This is a genomic window from Clostridium mediterraneense (assembly GCF_900091705.1).
Lineage (GTDB): Bacteria > Bacillota > Clostridia > Clostridiales > Clostridiaceae > Sarcina > Sarcina mediterraneense.
In genome coordinates, this window is record NZ_LT594785.1 from 530,710 (window position 1) to 549,045 (window position 18,336).

Here is an 18,336-nt window from a genome sequence, read left to right on the forward strand (position 1 = left end):
ATAGAGTGATTAATTGTGAAAATTGTTTTTATAGATGCATATAATGTAATAAATAGTTGGCCAAACTTAAAAAATCTTATAAATGATAGCGAACTTGAAACAAGTAGAAAGAAATTAATAGAAACAATAGAGAATTATTCATCTTTTAAAAACTGTAAGTCCTTCATTGTATTTGATGCTCATAGAGTTAAAAATAGTGAGGAAAAAGAAGAGTTTGTTGGTAAAAACAAAAGTGTTAGCATTGTTTATACTAAAGGTGGAGAAACAGCAGATTCATATATTGAAAGAAGAGTAGATGAACTAGGTAAGAAATATGATGTTTTAGTTGTAACTTCAGATAATTTAGAACAACAAACAATATTTCAAAGAGGAGCTAATAGAATGCCCTCTTTAGAGTTTTATAATGAAGTAATTAAGGTAGAGGAAGCTATAAGAGAAAAAACAAAAAGGAATTATGCTATTAATAGAAATCTTTTAATGGATAGTCTTGAGGAAGATGTAGCAAAAAGATTAGATGATTTTAGAAAACGTGATTTATAATAAATGTTTTATTAAGATTTAATCTGTAGCTTATTTGTTTTAATGGGGGGATTATATGGAGATAAAAGGTAATGTTGGAGTCCTAGAAAAAGAACTTCTAGATAAAACAGAAGAAGAGATAGTTGTAGAAGCTAAACTTGGAAATAATATTGCTCAAGAAATAATAATAAATAAGTATGAGCAATTTGTTAGGGCGAAGGCTAAATCTTATTTTTTAATAGGGGCTGATAGAGAAGACATATATCAAGAGGGTATGATAGGTCTTTATAAAGCTATAAGAGATTTTAAGATTGATAGAGAAAGTTCATTTAAAGCATTTGCAGAACTTTGTATAACCAGACAGATAATAACTGCTATAAAGACAGCTACAAGACAAAAGCATATACCTCTTAATACATATGTTTCTCTAAATAAACCTATTTATGAAGATGAATCTGAAAGAACTTTATTAGATGTAATAGTTGGTCTTAAAATTAATGATCCAGAAGCTGTTATTATAGGACAAGAAGAAGTAGCAGATATTGAGAAGCAAATTAAGAAAGTTTTATCTAGTTTAGAAATGGAAGTATTGAACTCATATTTAGATGGTAAAAGTTATCAAGAAATAGCTGCTGATCTAGATAGAGAGGCAAAATCCATAGACAATGCATTACAAAGAGTTAAGCGTAAATTAGAGAAATCTTTTAGCGAAAAAAATAAGAAATAGTTTTAGGAAATATTATTGACAAAGATAATGATTAGTAGTAAACTTTTTAAAGTATAGAAATAAATTAAAAAGCACTAAGTTGCTCACGTGGCTCAGTCGGTAGAGCGTCGCCTTGGTAAGGCGGAGGTCGCCGGTTCAAGTCCGGTCGTGAGCTCCAAAAAATTGTAAAATAGAAACGCTAGGCAAAGTTTATTTAAATTAAAGGAGGAATTACGATGTCAAAGGCAAAATTCGAAAGAAGTAAACCACACGTAAATATTGGAACAATCGGTCACGTTGACCACGGTAAAACAACATTAACAGCTGCTATAACAACAGTTTTAGCACACAAAGGTGGAGCTGAAGCTTTCAGATATGATGAAATAGATAAGGCACCAGAAGAAAAAGAAAGAGGAATCACAATCAACAGTTCACACGTTGAATATGAAACAGAAAACAGACACTATGCTCACGTTGACTGTCCAGGACACGCAGACTATGTTAAGAACATGATTACAGGGGCTGCACAAATGGATGGAGCTATCTTAGTATGTTCAGCAGCAGATGGTCCAATGCCTCAAACAAGAGAACACATCTTATTAGCATCAAGAGTTGGAGTTGACTACATAGTAGTATTCTTAAACAAGGCTGATATGGTAGACGATGAAGAATTATTAGAATTAGTTGAAATGGAAGTAAGAGAATTATTAAGCGAATACAACTTCCCAGGAGACGATATACCAGTAATCAAGGGTTCAGCATTAAAGGCTTTAGAAAACCCAACAGATGAAGCTTCAATAGCTCCAATCGTAGAATTAATGGAAGCAGTAGATAGCTACATCCCAACACCAGAAAGAGCAACAGACAAAGATTTCTTAATGCCAGTTGAAGACGTATTTACAATCACAGGTAGAGGAACAGTTGCAACAGGAAGAGTTGAAAGAGGAGTTCTTCACGTAGGAGACGAAGTAGAAATCGTTGGATTAGCAGAAGAAAGCAGAAAAGTAGTTGTAACAGGAATCGAAATGTTCAGAAAGTTATTAGACGAAGCACAAGCTGGAGATAACGTTGGAGCATTATTAAGAGGTGTTCAAAGATCAGAAATCGAAAGAGGTCAAGTACTTGCAAAAGTAGGATCAATCAACCCTCACAAGAAGTTCGTAGGTCAAGTATACGTACTTAAGAAAGAAGAAGGTGGAAGACATACTCCATTCTTCGATGGATACAGACCACAATTCTACTTCAGAACAACAGACGTTACAGGATCAATCAAATTACCAGAAGGAATGGAAATGGTTATGCCTGGAGACCACATCGATATGAACGTTGAATTAATCACACCAGTAGCTATGGATGAAGGATTAAGATTCGCTATTAGAGAAGGTGGAAGAACAGTAGGTTCAGGAGTTGTTACTTCAATAGTAGAGTAATCTATTAAAAGAGTAAATAAATGAGACTATTGAAATCTCAAATTGGATAGGACTGGGTTAAATAACCTAGTCCTTTACATAGTCGAGATTTGTTGACATAGATACAGTTTTATGATAGTGTTATTAATGCAATAAAGTCAAAGAGAGCAAAGCAATTGCTTTAGATATAGGAAAAACTGGAGGTGCTGAACGTGAGAGTAAAAGTAACTTTAGCATGCACAGAATGCAAGCAAAGAAATTACAGCTCAATGAAGAATAAGAAAAATAATCCAAACAGAATTGAAATGAATAAATATTGTAAATTCTGTAAGAAACATACTCTTCATAGAGAAACAAAGTAATATAATATAAATTATATTATTACTCATAGGGTGTTAAGGATGTGAAACAAATGGCTGCAAATGAAAAGACAAGGGACATGGCTTCCAAAACAGCTGGTCCAATCCGTTTTCTTAGAGAGGTTAAGGCAGAAGTAAAAAAGATTACTTGGCCGTCCAAAGAAGAAGCTAAAAAGTCAATAATTGCTGTTTTAGTAGTAGTGATTGCGGCTATAATTTTAGTTGGTAGCGTAGATTTTGTATTTAAAAACCTCTTTGAATTTATATTAAGATTTTAATTAAAAAGGGAGGTTTAAAGGCTTTAAAAGCGCCTTAAGTTTAATATGAGTGAAACAGCAAAATGGTACGTAGTACACACTTATTCTGGTTATGAAAATAAGGTAAAGGTTACTATTGAAAAAACAATAGAAAACAGAAATCTTCATCATTTAATTCTGGATATGCAAATTCCTATGGAAGAAACAACAGAAGAAAAAGATGGTAAGATCAAAACTACTTTAAAGAAAAAATTCCCAGGATATTTATTAGTTAAAATGGTTATGACAGATGACTCTTGGTATGTAGTTAGAAATACTAGAGGAGTTACAGGGTTCGTAGGACCTGGATCAAAACCAGTACCTCTTACCGATGAAGAGATAGATTCAATGGGAGTTCAAGATGGCTTCATTGATATCAACTTGGAGGTAGGAGAATCAGTTAAGGTTATTTCTGGAGCTATAAGTGGCTTCATGGCTACAATTCAAGAAATATACCCTGATAAACATAAGGTTAAAGCATTAGTTGATATGTTCGGAAGAGAAACATTAGCTGAATTAGATTTTAACCAAGTAGAAAAATTAGATTAAAAGTTTAGACGAAAGTCTTAATTAAGTGGGAGGGCGAAGAGTCCGAAATTACCACAGTATAGGAGGAATAACTCATGGCTAAGAAAGTAACAGGGATGATAAAATTACAACTACCTGCAGGGAAAGCGACACCAGCACCACCAGTAGGACCAGCTTTAGGACAACACGGTGTTAATATTATGGGGTTCTGTAAAGAATTCAACGCAAAAACTTCAGATAAAGCTGGATTAATAATACCAGTTGTAATTACAGTATATCAAGATAGATCATTTAGTTTCATACTAAAGACTCCACCAGCAGCTGTTCTTATAAAGAAAGAATTAGGAATAGAAAGTGGATCAGGAGTTCCTAACAGAACTAAGGTTGGAAACTTAACACAAGATCAAGTTAAGAAGATTGCTGAAATTAAAATGCCTGACTTAAACGCAGCATCATTAGAAGCAGCTATGAAGATGGTTGTTGGAACTGCTAAGAGTATGGGTGTTACAGTAGAAGAATAAGAACCACATAAAAAGTGGGAGGTAAAAACCGCTAATACCACAGAGGAGGATTAACAATGGGAAAGAATTATGTAGAAAGTGCAAAATTAGTTGATAAGAATGCATTATATACTCCAGCAGAAGCTTTAGAGCTTGCTGTTAAAACTGCAAAAGCTAAATTCGATGAAACAATCGAATTACACGTAAGATTAGGTGTAGACCCAAGACATGCTGACCAACAAGTTAGAGGTGCAGTAGTACTTCCACACGGAACAGGTAAAACAGTTAGAGTTTTAGTATTTGCTAAAGGAGATAAAGCAAACGAAGCTCAAGCAGCAGGAGCAGATTTCGTAGGAGCTGATGAATTAGTTCAAAAGATCCAAGGTGAAAACTGGTTCGACTTTGACGTTGTAGTTGCAACACCAGACATGATGGGTGTAGTTGGAAGATTAGGTAGAGTATTAGGACCTAAGGGATTAATGCCAAACCCTAAATCAGGAACAGTTACATTTGATGTAGCAAAAGCTATCGAAGATATTAAAGCAGGTAAGGTTGAATATAGAGTTGATAAAACTGCTATCGTTCACTGCCCAATAGGAAAGAAATCATTTGGAGAAGCTAAATTAGCTGAAAACTTCAAGGTATTAATGGATGCTTTAGTAAAGGCTAAACCAGCTGCTGCTAAAGGACAATACATTAAGTCAGTTTCAGTTTCTGCAACAATGGGACCTGGAGCAAAAATAAATCCATCAAAAGTTTTAGACTAGTATAAATTTACTATTGACTTATTGTTGATAAGTAACTATAATAAAACTTGTTGAAAAAGTGAATGAAAGTTTCCGTAGACAGTAGGTACTTGTTAAAGTGTAACGTAGACCAACCTACCGAGGGATGATTTGTATATTAAGTCTTCCTATGTCTACGGGGAGACTTTTCTTAATATATTAAGCAGTTTTAAACTGTGAGGAGGTGGACACAGTGAACAATAATAGACAATTAAAAGAAGCAAAAGTTGCTGAAATTAAGGAAAAATTAGAAAAAGCTCAAGCAGTTGTTCTTGCTAACTACCAAGGTTTATCAGTAGAACAAGATACAGAATTAAGAAAGAGCTTAAGAGAAGCTGGTGTTGAATATAAGGTTTACAAAAATACTTTAGTAACATTAGCAGCAAAGGAATTAGGGATCGAAGGTCTTGAAGAATACTTAGAAGGACCAGTATCAATGGCATTCGGATATGAAGATGCTACTGCTCCAGCTAGAGTTTTAAATAACTTTGCTAAATCAAACAAGAAGCTTGAATTAAAAGCAGGTATCATAGAAGGAGCTATCTATGACGAAGCTAAAATCAAGATGCTTGCAGAAATTCCATCAAAAGAAGTTCTTATTGCAAAACTTCTTGGAAGCATCAAGTCTCCATTATCAAACGTTGCATACTTATTAAATGCAATTAAAGAACAAAAAGAGGCTTCAGAATCTGCAGAATAATAATTAAGTAAATAAATTAAAAAATAAATTAAATGAAAGAAATTTCGGAGGTGCGAATCATGACAAAGGATCAAATAATAGAAGCAATCAAAAATATGACAGTTTTAGAATTAAACGAATTAGTAACAGCTTGTGAAGAAGAATTCGGAGTAAGCGCTGCTGCTCCAGTAGCAGTTGCAGGTGGAGCAGTTGCAGGTGGTGCTGCTGCTGAAGAAAAATCAGAATTCGACGTAGTATTAACAAACGCTGGATCAAGCAAGATCAAAGTTATCAAAGTTGTTAGAGAATTAACAGGATTAGGATTAAAGGAAGCTAAGGAAATAGTTGACGGAGCTCCTAAGACAATCAAGGAAGCTGTAGCTAAAGAAGAAGCTGAAGATATGAAAGCTAAGTTAGCTGAAGTTGGAGCAGAAGTAGAATTAAAGTAATTCTTATCTGATTTGATTTTAATATAGAGGTACTTAACGGTGCCTCTTTTTTTTTCAAAGTATTTTAATTTATAGTTAGTTGACAGGAAACGATGGCTATGATACTATAATTAAATGTATTATTATTGTAAAGAGGTATATTTTTAATTATTTAGAATAAAAAAAATAATTTAGGATATACTAAAAAGATGATATTGTATGAGTCCGAAAGCAAAAGTCCTTAGGGAAAGTCCGCTTTTGGTTATTTTAGTTTATACGAGGGGTGAATGTTGATGGTACATCCTATCCAAGTTGGAAAAAGAACGAGAATGAGCTTTTCTAAAGTTAAAGATGTTGCTGAAATGCCAAATTTAATTGAGGTTCAGCTAGATTCATATCACTGGTTTTTAGAATCAGGTTTACAAGAGGTATTTGAAGATATAAATCCAATTGCAAACTTTACTGGAAACTTAGTGTTAGAATTCGTAGGATATAATCTTGATATGGATAATATCAAGTATACAGTCGAAGAATGTAAAGAGAGAGATGCAACATATGCAGCTCCTTTAAAAGTTACTGTAAGACTTCAAAATGAAGAAACAGGCGAAATTAAAGAACAAGAAGTATTTATGGGAGATTTCCCATTAATGACAGAACAAGGTACTTTCATAATTAATGGAGCAGAAAGAGTAATTGTTTCACAATTAGTTAGATCACCAGGTGTATACTACAGTAATACTGTAGATAAGAATGGTAAGAAACTATTCTCAGCCACAGTAATTCCTAACAGGGGTGCATGGTTAGAGTATGAAACAGATTCAAATGATATTATCTATGTAAGAATAGATAAAACAAGAAAACTTCCTATAACAATACTTGCAAGAGCTATGGGATTCGGAAGTGATCAAGAGCTTCTAGATTACTTTGGCGAAGAAGAAAGATTTAAGGCAAGTATAGAAAAGGATAATACAAAGACAAGAGAAGAAGCTTTATTAGAAATTTATAAGAGATTAAGACCAGGTGAACCACCTACAGTAGATAGTGCTGTTTCACTTATAGATTCTCTATTCTTTGATGCAAAGAGATATGACCTATCAAAAGTTGGTAGATATAAATTCAATAAAAAATTAGCAATAGGTTTAAGAATTGCTAATAAGATTTCAGCTGAAGATATTATTGATCCTTCAACAGGAGAAATACTTGTTGTTAAAGGAGAAAAGATAACAAGAGAAAAGGCTGAAGAAATACAAAACGCTGGAATAAACACAGTAAATGTATTAGTTGAAGATAGAGTTATAAGAGTAATAGGTAACCACTTCGTAGATATACATAAGTATGTAAACTTTGATATATCAGATTTAAAGATCAGGGAGTTAGTACATTATCCAACTCTTAAGGAAATATTAGATAACTGTTCAGATGATGAAGTAGAAATCAAAGAAGAACTTAAGAAGAATATGAACAGACTTATACCAAAACACATCATTAAAGATGATATTTTTGCAACTATAAGTTATGAAATAGGTCTTGCTTATGGAATAGGTGAAGTTGATGATATTGACCACTTAGGAAATAGAAGATTAAGAAGTGTTGGTGAGTTATTACAAAACCAATTTAGAATTGGTTTATCAAGAATGGAAAGAGTAGTTAAGGAAAGAATGACTATTCAAGACCAAGAAGCAATAACACCTCAACAATTAATTAATATAAGACCAGTTGCAGCAGCAATTAAAGAATTCTTCGGAAGTTCACAATTATCACAATTCATGGACCAAACAAATCCATTATCAGAATTAACACATAAGAGAAGATTATCTGCTTTAGGACCAGGAGGTCTTTCAAGAGAAAGAGCTGGATTCGAAGTTAGAGACGTTCACCATTCTCACTATGGTAGAATGTGTCCTATTGAAACTCCAGAAGGACCAAACATAGGATTAATCAACTCATTAGCAACATATGCTAGAGTTAATGAATATGGATTTATTGAAACACCATATAGAATTGTGGATAAAGCAACAGGTATAGTAACTAATGAAATAAAGTACTTTACAGCTGATGAAGAAGATAAGTACTTAGTAGCTCAAGCTAATGAGCCAATTAGTGAAGATGGTAGATTCTTAGATAATAAGGTTACAGCAAGAATAAGAGAAGAAGTTGTTGTTGTTCCTAAAGAAGATATCGACTTAATGGACGTTTCTCCAAGACAGATAGTATCAGTAGCTACAGCTATGATTCCATTCTTAGAGAATGACGACGCATCTAGAGCACTTATGGGATCTAACATGCAACGTCAAGCAGTTCCATTATTAAAGCCTCAAGCTCCAATAGTTGGTACTGGTATAGAATTTAGAGCAGCGGTAGACTCAGGAGTTTTACCAAAAGCTAAAAATGCTGGTGTAATTGACTATGTAAGCGCAAATGAAATTAGAATCAAGAGAGATTCTGATGGAGGAATTGATGTATACAGACTTCTTAAGTTCAAGAGAAGTAACCAAGGTACATGTATAAATCAAAGACCTATAGTTGATAAAGGTGAAAAAGTTGCTAAAGGTCAAGTATTATCAGATGGACCTTCAACAGACTTAGGAGAAATTGCTTTAGGTAAGAACATTAGAATGGGATTCATTACATGGGAAGGATATAACTACGAAGATGCTATGCTAATTTCAGAAGAATTAGTAAGAGAAGACGTATTTACATCAATCCATATTGAAGAATATGAATGTGAAGCTAGAGATACTAAGTTAGGACCAGAAGAAATAACAAGAGATATTCCTAACGTAAGTGAAGATGCTCTTAAAGATATAGATGAAAGAGGAATCATCAGAATAGGTGCTGAAGTAAGATCAGGAGATATTCTTGTTGGTAAGGTTACTCCAAAGGGGGAAACTGAATTAACAGCAGAAGAAAGATTATTAAGAGCTATATTCGGTGAAAAAGCTAGAGAAGTAAGAGATACTTCTTTAAGAGTACCTCATGGAGAAGCTGGTATAATAGTTGATGTTAAGGTATTTACAAGAGAAAATGGAGATGAATTATCACCAGGAGTAAATGAACTTGTAAGATGTTATATCGCTCAAAAGAGAAAGATATCAGTTGGAGATAAGATGGCTGGACGTCATGGTAATAAAGGGGTTATCTCAAGAGTATTACCTGAAGAAGATATGCCATTCTTACCAGATGGTAGACCACTTCAAATCTGTCTTAACCCATTAGGGGTTCCATCACGTATGAACATCGGTCAGGTACTTGAAGTTCACTTAGGATGGGCTGCTAGTGCATTAGGATGGCATATTGCTACTCCTGTATTTGATGGAGCTACAGAAAAAGATATTGAAGATCACTTAGAACAAGCTGGATATAATGCAGATGGTAAGACAAGACTTAGAGATGGTAGAACAGGTGAAGAGTTTGACAGTCGTGTAACTGTTGGAATAATGTATATCCTTAAACTTGCTCACTTAGTTGATGATAAGATTCACGCAAGATCAACTGGACCATATTCATTAGTTACTCAACAACCACTTGGAGGAAAAGCTCAGTTTGGTGGTCAAAGATTTGGGGAAATGGAAGTTTGGGCTTTAGAAGCTTATGGAGCAGCTCATACTTTACAAGAAATACTTACAGTTAAGTCAGATGACGTTGTAGGTAGAGTTAAAACTTATGAAGCTATCGTAAAGGGAGAAAATATTCCAGAACCAGGAGTTCCAGAATCATTCAAGGTTCTTATAAAAGAACTTCAAGCTTTATGTTTAGATGTTAAAGTTTTAAATGACTCAAATGAAGAAGTTGCTATTAAAGAAGCAACAGAAGAAGAAATCGGAGTATTAGAAGTAAATATGGAAGGAACAGAAGATGCAACTTTACCAACAGCTGAACCAGAAGTTGACGATAGTTATATTGAAGAATCAGATGTTGAAGATGAAGTTGATTATGAAAATCTTGATATAGAAGATTTTAGTGCTGATCTAGAAATTGATAACTTTGATGAATAAAATTTACTAATTAATATAAAGGTTAATTCTGCTGACCTTAATAAGTAGAAGATATTCTAAAAAAGAATATTCCCCTACTAAATATTTAGTGGGGGAATATTAAACTACTAACACATTAATATGAAGGGAGGATACACCCTTGTTTGAATTAAATAATTTTGATGCTTTACAAATAGGGTTAGCATCTCCAGGTCAAATTAGAAGTTGGTCTAGAGGTGAGGTTAAGAAGCCTGAAACAATAAATTATAGAACTTTAAAGCCAGAAAGAGATGGTCTTTTCTGTGAAAGAATTTTTGGACCAATCAAAGACTGGGAGTGTCACTGTGGAAAATATAAGAGAGTAAGATATAAAGGTGTAGTTTGTGACAGATGTGGTGTTGAAGTAACTAAATCTAAAGTTAGAAGAGAAAGAATGGGGCATATTGAACTTGCAGCACCAGTTTCTCATATTTGGTACTTTAAAGGAATTCCATCAAGAATGGGATTAATCCTGGATATGTCACCAAGATCTTTAGAAAAAATTCTTTATTTTGCTTCATATGTAGTAATAGATCCAAAGGAAACTGCATTATTAAAGAAACAACTTCTTAACGAAAAAGAATATAGAGAAGCTTGTGATAAATATGGTGAAGAAAACTTTGTAGCTGCAATGGGAGCAGAAGCTATTAAAGAACTTTTAGCTGAAATAGATTTAGAAAGAAGTTCAGTAGAACTTAAAGAAGAATTAAAGCAAAGTACAGGACAAAAGAAAGTTAGAATAATTAGAAGACTTGAAGTTGTAGAATCATTCAGAAAATCTGGTAATAAACCAGAATGGATGGTAGTAGATGTAATTCCAGTTATTCCACCTGATTTAAGACCTATGGTTCAATTAGATGGAGGAAGATTCGCTACATCAGATTTAAATGATTTATATAGAAGAGTTATAAATAGAAATAACAGATTAAAGAAGTTATTAGATTTAGGTGCTCCTGATATAATCGTTAGAAATGAAAAGAGAATGCTTCAAGAAGCAGTAGATGCTTTAATAGATAATGGCAGAAGAGGAAGACCTGTAACAGGACCAGGAAATAGACCACTTAAATCATTATCAGATATGTTAAAAGGTAAGCAAGGTAGATTTAGACAAAACCTTCTTGGTAAGAGAGTTGACTATTCAGGAAGATCTGTTATCGTTGTTGGACCTGAATTAAAGATGTATCAATGTGGACTTCCAAAAGAAATGGCTTTAGAATTATTCAAACCATTTGTTATGAAGAAGTTAGTTGAAGATGGTATATCACACAATATTAAAAACGCTAAGAGATTAGTTGAAAGAGTAATGCCACAAGTATGGGATGTCTTAGAAGAAGTTATTGCAGACCATCCAGTATTACTTAACCGTGCGCCTACACTACACAGACTTGGAATTCAAGCATTCCAACCAGTTTTAGTAGAAGGAAGAGCTATTAAGTTACACCCACTTGTATGTACAGCTTATAATGCTGACTTCGATGGAGACCAAATGGCTGTTCACGTACCTTTATCAGTTGAGGCACAAGCTGAAGCTAGATTCTTAATGCTAGCAGCAGGTAATATAATGAAGCCATCAGATGGTAAACCAGTATGTGTACCTACTCAAGATATGGTATTAGGATCATATTACTTAACAATGGATAAAGATGGTTCTAAGGGCGAAGGAAGATACTTCACAAACTTTGATGAAGTTATAATGGCATATCAATTAAAACAAGTAGAGTTACATGCTAAGATTAATGTTAAAGTATCAAGAGAAGTTAATGGTGAAATAAAGACAGGTATTATTAAAACAACACCTGGTAAAATAATCTTCAATGAAGCTATTCCTCAAGATTTAGGTTTTGTGAATAGAGAAGATGAAAATGAAATGTTTAATTTAGAAATTGATTTCCTAATAACAAAGAAGAGCTTAGGAAAATTAATAGATAAATGTTATTTAAAACATGGACCAACAAAAACTTCAGTTATGTTAGATAAAATTAAATCAACAGGATATCATTATTCATCAATAGGAGCTGTTACAGTTGCGGCTTCAGACATGATAGTTCCAGCTAAGAAGTATGAATTACTTAAGGAAGCAGATGAAACTGTTGAAAAAATAGAAAAAATGTATAGAAGAGGTCTTATTTCAGAAGATGAAAGATATGAAAGAGTTATCGAGAAATGGACTAATACTACTGAAGAAGTAGCTGATGCATTAATGAACAGTCTAGATAAGTTTAACCCAATATTCATGATGGCCGATTCAGGAGCCAGAGGATCTAAGTCTCAAATTAAGCAACTTGCTGGTATGAGAGGGCTTATGGCTAACCCATCAGGTAAGATTATTGAACTTCCAATCAGAGCATCATTTAGAGAAGGGTTAGATGTTTCAGAATACTTCATTTCAACTCACGGAGCTAGAAAAGGTAATGCCGATACAGCTCTTAAGACAGCTGACTCAGGTTACTTAACAAGAAGACTTGTTGACGTTAGCCAAGATGTTATTGTTAGAGAAGAAGATTGTGGTACATTAGAAGGTATGTATGTATCAGAAATCAAAGAAGGAAGCGAAACAATAGAAGGACTAGAAGAAAGATTAACAGGAAGATATACAGCAGAAGATGTTTTACATCCTGAAACAGGTGAATTATTAGCAGCTAAAGATACTTATATGGGATCAGAATTAGCGGCTAAGATAGCTAATACAGGTATTGCAAAAGTTAAGATAAGATCTGTATTTAGATGTAAATCAAAAATTGGTGTATGTTCTAAGTGTTATGGTATGAATATGGCAACAGCTGATAAGATAAACATAGGTGAAGCTGTTGGTATAGTTGCTGCTCAATCAATTGGTGAACCAGGAACACAGCTTACAATGAGAACTTTCCATACAGGAGGGGTTGCTGGAGCTGATATTACGCAAGGGCTTCCTAGAGTTGAAGAATTATTCGAAGCTAGAAAACCTAAGGGATTAGCTATAGTAAGTGAAGTAACTGGTACAGTTAGAGTAGAAGAAACTAAGAAGAAGAAAACAGTTTATGTTATTACAGCAGATGGTGAAGAATACACATATGAAATACCATTTGGTTCAAGATTAAAAGTTCATGATGGAAATGCAATAGAAGCTGGGGATGAAATAACTGAAGGATCAGTTAACCCACATGATATTATGGGAATCAAGGGTGTTGATGGTGCAAGAGAGTACCTTCTTTCAGAAGTTCAAAAGGTTTATAGACTTCAAGGGGTTGATATAAACGATAAGCACTTAGAAGTTGTTGTAAGACAAATGACAAGAAAGATTAAGGTTACAGAATCAGGAGACACAGATCTATTACCAGGTGTAATGATTGATATGTTTGATTTCTATGAAGAAAATGAAAGAGTGGAAGCATTTGGTGGAGAACCAGCTAAAGGAGATCAAGTATTACTTGGAATCACTAAGGCTGCTCTTGCAACAGATAGTTTCTTATCAGCAGCATCATTCCAAGAAACAACAAGAGTTCTTACAGATGCAGCGATAAAGGGTAAGATTGATCCACTTATAGGACTAAAAGAAAATGTTATTATCGGTAAATTAATTCCAGCTGGAACTGGTATGATGAAATACAGATCAGTTAAGCTTAATACAGATAATTCATTAGAAGAAAATGAAGCTGTAAATGTCATTGAAGAATAAAATTTAATTTATTGACAGAGTTATTTTAAAATGATAAAATACATTTTGTGTGTATAGCAAAAAGTACTACTAGATTTAAATTATCTACTTAGCTCGAGTGATTTCGAGTAGATCTATTTATTTGATAGAAGGTGATAAGTTATGGTAGAAAAGCTTTTTGGTAACAAGGTGATTGGTATTAAACAATCAACAAAAGCTATTAAAAATAAAAAAGGAAAAATACTTTATATTGCATTAGATGCTAATAAAGATTTGGTATCTTCTTTAGAAAATTTAGCTTATAAAAATGGTATAGATATTAAGTATATAGATACCATGAGAAACTTAGGTATTATGTGCGATATAGATGTTAAAGCATCAGTTGCGCTTATACTTAAATAAATTAGTTAACATCTTAATATAAATAGATAGTTATAAATAAAATCAGGAGGTGAAAAGTATGCCAACAATTAACCAATTAGTAAGAAAAGGCAGAAAGACATCAGTGTCTAAGTCAACTGCACCAGCACTTAAAGAGTGTCCACAAAAAAGAGGGGTTTGTACAGTAGTTAAAACAAGTACTCCTAAGAAACCTAACTCAGCTTTAAGAAAAGTTGCCAGAGTTAGATTAACAAACGGATTTGAAGTAACAGCTTACATTCCAGGTGTAGGTCACAACTTACAAGAGCACAGTGTTGTTCTTATAAGAGGTGGAAGAGTAAAGGACCTTCCTGGGGTTAGATACCACATAGTTAGAGGAGCTTTAGACTCAGCTGGAGTAGCTAACAGAATGCAAGGAAGATCAAAGTACGGTGCTAAGAGACCTAAGCAAAAATAATAAATATTTAGCTTAAACTTAGTTTAAGTGCTATGACTTCAAGTTTAGATAGATTAAAAATAGTTTAGATAGATTAGGAGCAAGCACTTTACGACAAATAATTGAAGTTATGTCGAGTACCGATGAACTTAAATTAAAAATGTTAAGGAGGGAAGAAAAGTGCCAAGAAAAGGACATATTGCAAAAAGAGATGTATTACCAGATCCAATATACAATTCAAAGATTGTTACAAAGTTAATAAACGGAGTAATGGAAGATGGTAAAAAAGGAGTAGCACAAAAAATATGCTACGATGCTTTTGAAATAATAGCAGAAAAATCAGGTAAAGATGCTATAGAAGTTTTTGAAGAAGCTTTAAACAACATAATGCCTTTACTAGAAGTTAAAGCTAGAAGAATAGGTGGAGCTAACTACCAAGTACCAATAGAAGTTAGACCTGAGAGAAGACAAACTTTAGGACTAAGATGGTTACTTTTAGCTGCTGGAAAAAGAGGCGAAAAGTATATGAGAGAAAGATTAGCAGCAGAAATATTAGATGCAGCTAATAATACAGGAGCAGCTGTTAAGAAGAGAGAAGATACTCATAAGATGGCTGAAGCTAATAAGGCATTCGCTCATTACAGATACTAATATAAAAAACAGAGCTGTTTTGGTAAGCCAAAACAGTTTTGTTGAATTTAAAAACACTATAAATTGAGAGGAGGAAATTCCAAATGGCAAGACAATACCCATTAGAAAAATTCCGTAACTTCGGAATCATGGCTCACATTGATGCTGGTAAAACAACAACAACAGAGCGTATTCTTTTCTACACAGGTAAAAATCATAAAATAGGTGAAACACACGAAGGTGCTGCAACAATGGACTGGATGGTTCAAGAACAAGAAAGAGGTATAACAATTACTTCAGCAGCAACAACATGCGCATGGAAAGGTCATGAGTTAAACATAATCGATACTCCTGGTCACGTAGACTTTACAGTAGAGGTTGAAAGATCATTAAGAGTACTTGATGGAGCTGTTACAGTTCTTGATGCTAAGAGTGGAGTTGAACCTCAAACTGAAACTGTTTGGAGACAGGCAGATAAATACGGAGTTCCTAGAATGATCTACGTAAATAAAATGGATGCTACAGGAGCAGATTTCTTCACATGTATAAACACAGTAAGAGATAGATTAAGAGCTAATGCAGTAGCTATTCAAATCCCAATAGGAAAAGAAGCAGAATTCAAAGGAATGATCGACTTAATAGAAAATGTTGCTATTATATACAACGATGATTTAGGTCAAGATGTTCAAATAGGTGAAATTCCAGCAGAATTAGCAGATCAAGCAGAAGAATACAGAACAATGATGATTGATGCTATAGCTGAAACAGACGAAGAATTAATGATGAAATATTTAGAAGGGGAAGAGTTAACTGTAGAAGAAATAAAGACAGCTTTAAGAAAAGCTACTATAGCTAACGAAATAGTACCTGTAATATGTGGTTCATCATACAAGAACAAAGGTGTTCAAAGAATGATCGACGGTGTTGTTGAATTCTTACCATCACCATTAGATATTCCAGCTGTAACAGGAACAGACTTAGATGGAAATGAAGATTCAAGAGAAGCTTCAGACGAAGCTCCTTTATCAGCATTAGCATTTAAGATTGCTACAGACCCATTCGTTGGTAAGTTAGCATTCACAAGAATATATTCAGGAGTATTAACAAGTGGTTCATACGTTCTTAACTCAACAAAGGGTAAGAAAGAAAGAATAGGAAGACTTGTTAAGATGCACGCTAACTCAAGAGAAGAAGTTGAGTCATTAGAAGCAGGTGAATTAGGAGCAATCATCGGATTAAAGAACACTACAACAGGTGATACTTTATGTGCTGAAAACTCACCAATCATATTAGAAAGCATGGAATTCCCAGAACCAGTTATCTCAGTTGCTATCGAGCCAAAGACAAAAGCTGGTCAAGAAAAGATGGGATTAGCTTTAGCTAAGTTAGCAGAAGAAGATCCAACTTTCAAAACATGGAGTGACCATGAAACAGGTCAAACAATCATCGCAGGTATGGGTGAACTTCACTTAGATATCATTGCTGATAGATTACAAAGAGAATTCAAGGTTGAATGTAACGTTGGAGCACCTCAAGTTGCTTATAAAGAAACAATCAGAAACGAAGTTAGCGCAGAAGCTAAGTATGCTAAGCAATCAGGTGGTAAGGGACAATATGGTCACTGTAAGATCGTTCTTACACCACATGAAGGAGAATATGAATTTGAAAATGCTATCACAGGAGGAGCAATTCCAAGAGAATATATCCCAGCTGTTGATAACGGTATTCAAGAAGCTTCAGAAAGCGGTATAATTGCTGGATATCCAGTTATAAACTTCAAGGTTAAACTATATGATGGATCATACCATGAAGTTGACTCATCAGAAATGGCATTTAAGATTGCTGGATCAATGGCATTTAAGAATGCTATGAGTAAGGCTAACCCAGTATTACTTGAACCTATAATGAAGGTTGAAATAGTAATGCCAGAAGAATACATGGGAGACGTTATTGGAGATGTTAACTCAAGAAGAGGTAGAATCGAAGGTATGGAAGCTAGAGGAGGAGCACAAGTTGTTCACTCATTCATCCCATTATCAGAAATGTTTGGTTATGCTACAACATTAAGATCAAGAACTCAAGGTAGAGGAACATACTCAATGGAATTTGATCACTATGATGAAGTACCAAAGAGTATCCAAGAAGAAGTTGTAGGAAAGAGAGCTAAATAATAAATATTAGCTTTTAAATAATTATATGATTTGAATTTAAAGGAGGAATTACGATGTCAAAGGCAAAATTCGAAAGAAGTAAACCACACGTAAATATTGGAACAATCGGTCACGTTGACCACGGTAAAACAACATTAACAGCTGCTATAACAACAGTTTTAGCACACAAAGGTGGAGCTGAAGCTTTCAGATATGATGAAATAGATAAGGCACCAGAAGAAAAAGAAAGAGGAATCACAATCAACAGTTCACACGTTGAATATGAAACAGAAAACAGACACTATGCTCACGTTGACTGTCCAGGACACGCAGACTATGTTAAGAACATGATTACAGGGGCTGCACAAATGGATGGAGCTATCTTAGTATGTTCAGCAGCAGATGGTCCAATGCCTCAAACAAGAGAACACATCTTATTAGCATCAAGAGTTGGAGTTGACTACATAGTAGTATTCTTAAACAAGGCTGATATGGTAGACGATGAAGAATTATTAGAATTAGTTGAAATGGAAGTAAGAGAATTATTAAGCGAATACAACTTCCCAGGAGACGATATACCAGTAATCAAGGGTTCAGCATTAAAGGCTTTAGAAAACCCAACAGATGAAGCTTCAATAGCTCCAATCGTAGAATTAATGGAAGCAGTAGATAGCTACATCCCAACACCAGAAAGAGCAACAGACAAAGATTTCTTAATGCCAGTTGAAGACGTATTTACAATCACAGGTAGAGGAACAGTTGCAACAGGAAGAGTTGAAAGAGGAGTTCTTCACGTAGGAGACGAAGTAGAAATCGTTGGATTAGCAGAAGAAAGCAGAAAAGTAGTTGTAACAGGAATCGAAATGTTCAGAAAGTTATT

At 34.2% G+C, this 18,336-nt stretch carries 17 protein-coding genes, 1 tRNA gene and 1 other annotated feature; all 18 genes read left to right on the forward strand.

All coding sequences use genetic code 11. The annotated features are described in order from the left end of the window. Positions 1-15 precede the first annotated feature (15 nt). The gene (locus BN8917_RS04465) at positions 16-540 is read left to right on the forward strand and encodes an NYN domain-containing protein (RefSeq protein WP_066871190.1); all 525 of its coding nucleotides are present in this window, start codon (positions 16-18) and stop codon (positions 538-540) included. A gap of 55 nt (positions 541-595) precedes the next feature. Further along, positions 596-1,246: an RNA polymerase sporulation sigma factor SigH gene (sigH, locus tag BN8917_RS04470; protein WP_066871193.1), complete on the forward strand. Its 651-nt coding sequence runs from the start codon at positions 596-598 to the stop codon at positions 1,244-1,246. 81 nt (positions 1,247-1,327) lie between these two features. Beyond that, positions 1,328-1,403 (forward strand) — tRNA-Thr (locus BN8917_RS04475). Positions 1,404-1,461: 58 nt separating this feature from the next. Then, entirely contained in the window at positions 1,462-2,655 is a 1,194-nt protein-coding gene (gene tuf / locus BN8917_RS04480) for an elongation factor Tu (RefSeq protein ID WP_066871197.1), read from the forward strand. A gap of 191 nt (positions 2,656-2,846) precedes the next feature. After that, positions 2,847-2,996, forward strand: a complete 150-nt coding sequence (gene rpmG, locus BN8917_RS04485) for a 50S ribosomal protein L33 (RefSeq protein ID WP_066871200.1) — start codon at positions 2,847-2,849, stop codon at positions 2,994-2,996. Positions 2,997-3,046: 50 nt separating this feature from the next. Beyond that, positions 3,047-3,271, forward strand: a complete 225-nt coding sequence (secE, locus tag BN8917_RS04490) for a preprotein translocase subunit SecE (RefSeq protein WP_066871203.1) — start codon at positions 3,047-3,049, stop codon at positions 3,269-3,271. Positions 3,272-3,316: 45 nt separating this feature from the next. After that, complete coding sequence (gene nusG / locus BN8917_RS04495) at positions 3,317-3,838, forward strand: transcription termination/antitermination protein NusG (protein ID WP_066871206.1); 522 nt, start codon at positions 3,317-3,319, stop codon at positions 3,836-3,838. Positions 3,839-3,912: 74 nt separating this feature from the next. Beyond that, the gene (rplK, locus tag BN8917_RS04500) at positions 3,913-4,338 is read left to right on the forward strand and encodes a 50S ribosomal protein L11 (protein ID WP_066871209.1); all 426 of its coding nucleotides are present in this window, start codon (positions 3,913-3,915) and stop codon (positions 4,336-4,338) included. 56 nt (positions 4,339-4,394) lie between these two features. Next, positions 4,395-5,084: a 50S ribosomal protein L1 gene (rplA, locus tag BN8917_RS04505; protein ID WP_066871212.1), complete on the forward strand. Its 690-nt coding sequence runs from the start codon at positions 4,395-4,397 to the stop codon at positions 5,082-5,084. A gap of 54 nt (positions 5,085-5,138) precedes the next feature. After that, positions 5,139-5,264 (forward strand) — a sequence feature (ribosomal protein L10 leader region). 31 nt (positions 5,265-5,295) lie between these two features. Beyond that, positions 5,296-5,802, forward strand: a complete 507-nt coding sequence (gene rplJ, locus BN8917_RS04510) for a 50S ribosomal protein L10 (protein ID WP_066871215.1) — start codon at positions 5,296-5,298, stop codon at positions 5,800-5,802. Between the two features lie 59 nt (positions 5,803-5,861). After that, positions 5,862-6,230: a 50S ribosomal protein L7/L12 gene (rplL, locus tag BN8917_RS04515; protein WP_066871218.1), complete on the forward strand. Its 369-nt coding sequence runs from the start codon at positions 5,862-5,864 to the stop codon at positions 6,228-6,230. Between the two features lie 272 nt (positions 6,231-6,502). Then, complete coding sequence (gene rpoB / locus BN8917_RS04520; RefSeq protein ID WP_066871221.1) at positions 6,503-10,204, forward strand: DNA-directed RNA polymerase subunit beta; 3,702 nt, start codon at positions 6,503-6,505, stop codon at positions 10,202-10,204. Between the two features lie 139 nt (positions 10,205-10,343). Then, positions 10,344-13,880, forward strand: a complete 3,537-nt coding sequence (rpoC, locus tag BN8917_RS04525) for a DNA-directed RNA polymerase subunit beta' (protein WP_066871224.1) — start codon at positions 10,344-10,346, stop codon at positions 13,878-13,880. 141 nt (positions 13,881-14,021) lie between these two features. Continuing rightward, the gene (locus BN8917_RS04530) at positions 14,022-14,261 is read left to right on the forward strand and encodes a ribosomal L7Ae/L30e/S12e/Gadd45 family protein (protein WP_066871228.1); all 240 of its coding nucleotides are present in this window, start codon (positions 14,022-14,024) and stop codon (positions 14,259-14,261) included. 58 nt (positions 14,262-14,319) lie between these two features. Beyond that, positions 14,320-14,697 (forward strand): 30S ribosomal protein S12, encoded by a 378-nt coding sequence (gene rpsL / locus BN8917_RS04535; protein WP_066871231.1) that lies wholly within the window; start codon positions 14,320-14,322, stop codon positions 14,695-14,697. 159 nt (positions 14,698-14,856) lie between these two features. Then, complete coding sequence (gene rpsG, locus BN8917_RS04540; protein ID WP_066871234.1) at positions 14,857-15,327, forward strand: 30S ribosomal protein S7; 471 nt, start codon at positions 14,857-14,859, stop codon at positions 15,325-15,327. A gap of 83 nt (positions 15,328-15,410) precedes the next feature. Continuing rightward, entirely contained in the window at positions 15,411-17,477 is a 2,067-nt protein-coding gene (fusA, locus tag BN8917_RS04545; RefSeq protein WP_066871237.1) for an elongation factor G, read from the forward strand. A 53-nt stretch (positions 17,478-17,530) separates the two neighbouring features. Beyond that, a partial coding sequence (locus tag BN8917_RS04550) for an elongation factor Tu (protein ID WP_066871240.1) occupies positions 17,531-18,336 on the forward strand: 806 nt, incomplete at its 3' end.

What these genes read in the sequence shown, in the direction of transcription:
- sigH (WP_066871193.1), top strand. Translation starts at nt 596, where the DNA reads ATGGAGATAAAAGGTAATGTTGGAGTCCTAGAAAAAGAACTTCTAGAT.
- tuf (WP_066871197.1), top strand. Translation starts at nt 1,462, where the DNA reads ATGTCAAAGGCAAAATTCGAAAGAAGTAAACCACACGTAAATATTGGA.
- secE (WP_066871203.1), top strand. Translation starts at nt 3,047, where the DNA reads ATGGCTGCAAATGAAAAGACAAGGGACATGGCTTCCAAAACAGCTGGT.
- nusG (WP_066871206.1), top strand. Translation starts at nt 3,317, where the DNA reads ATGAGTGAAACAGCAAAATGGTACGTAGTACACACTTATTCTGGTTAT.
- rplK (WP_066871209.1), top strand. Translation starts at nt 3,913, where the DNA reads ATGGCTAAGAAAGTAACAGGGATGATAAAATTACAACTACCTGCAGGG.
- rplA (WP_066871212.1), top strand. Translation starts at nt 4,395, where the DNA reads ATGGGAAAGAATTATGTAGAAAGTGCAAAATTAGTTGATAAGAATGCA.
- rplL (WP_066871218.1), top strand. Translation starts at nt 5,862, where the DNA reads ATGACAAAGGATCAAATAATAGAAGCAATCAAAAATATGACAGTTTTA.
- rpoB (WP_066871221.1), top strand. Translation starts at nt 6,503, where the DNA reads ATGGTACATCCTATCCAAGTTGGAAAAAGAACGAGAATGAGCTTTTCT.
- BN8917_RS04530 (WP_066871228.1), top strand. Translation starts at nt 14,022, where the DNA reads ATGGTAGAAAAGCTTTTTGGTAACAAGGTGATTGGTATTAAACAATCA.
- rpsL (WP_066871231.1), top strand. Translation starts at nt 14,320, where the DNA reads ATGCCAACAATTAACCAATTAGTAAGAAAAGGCAGAAAGACATCAGTG.
- fusA (WP_066871237.1), top strand. Translation starts at nt 15,411, where the DNA reads ATGGCAAGACAATACCCATTAGAAAAATTCCGTAACTTCGGAATCATG.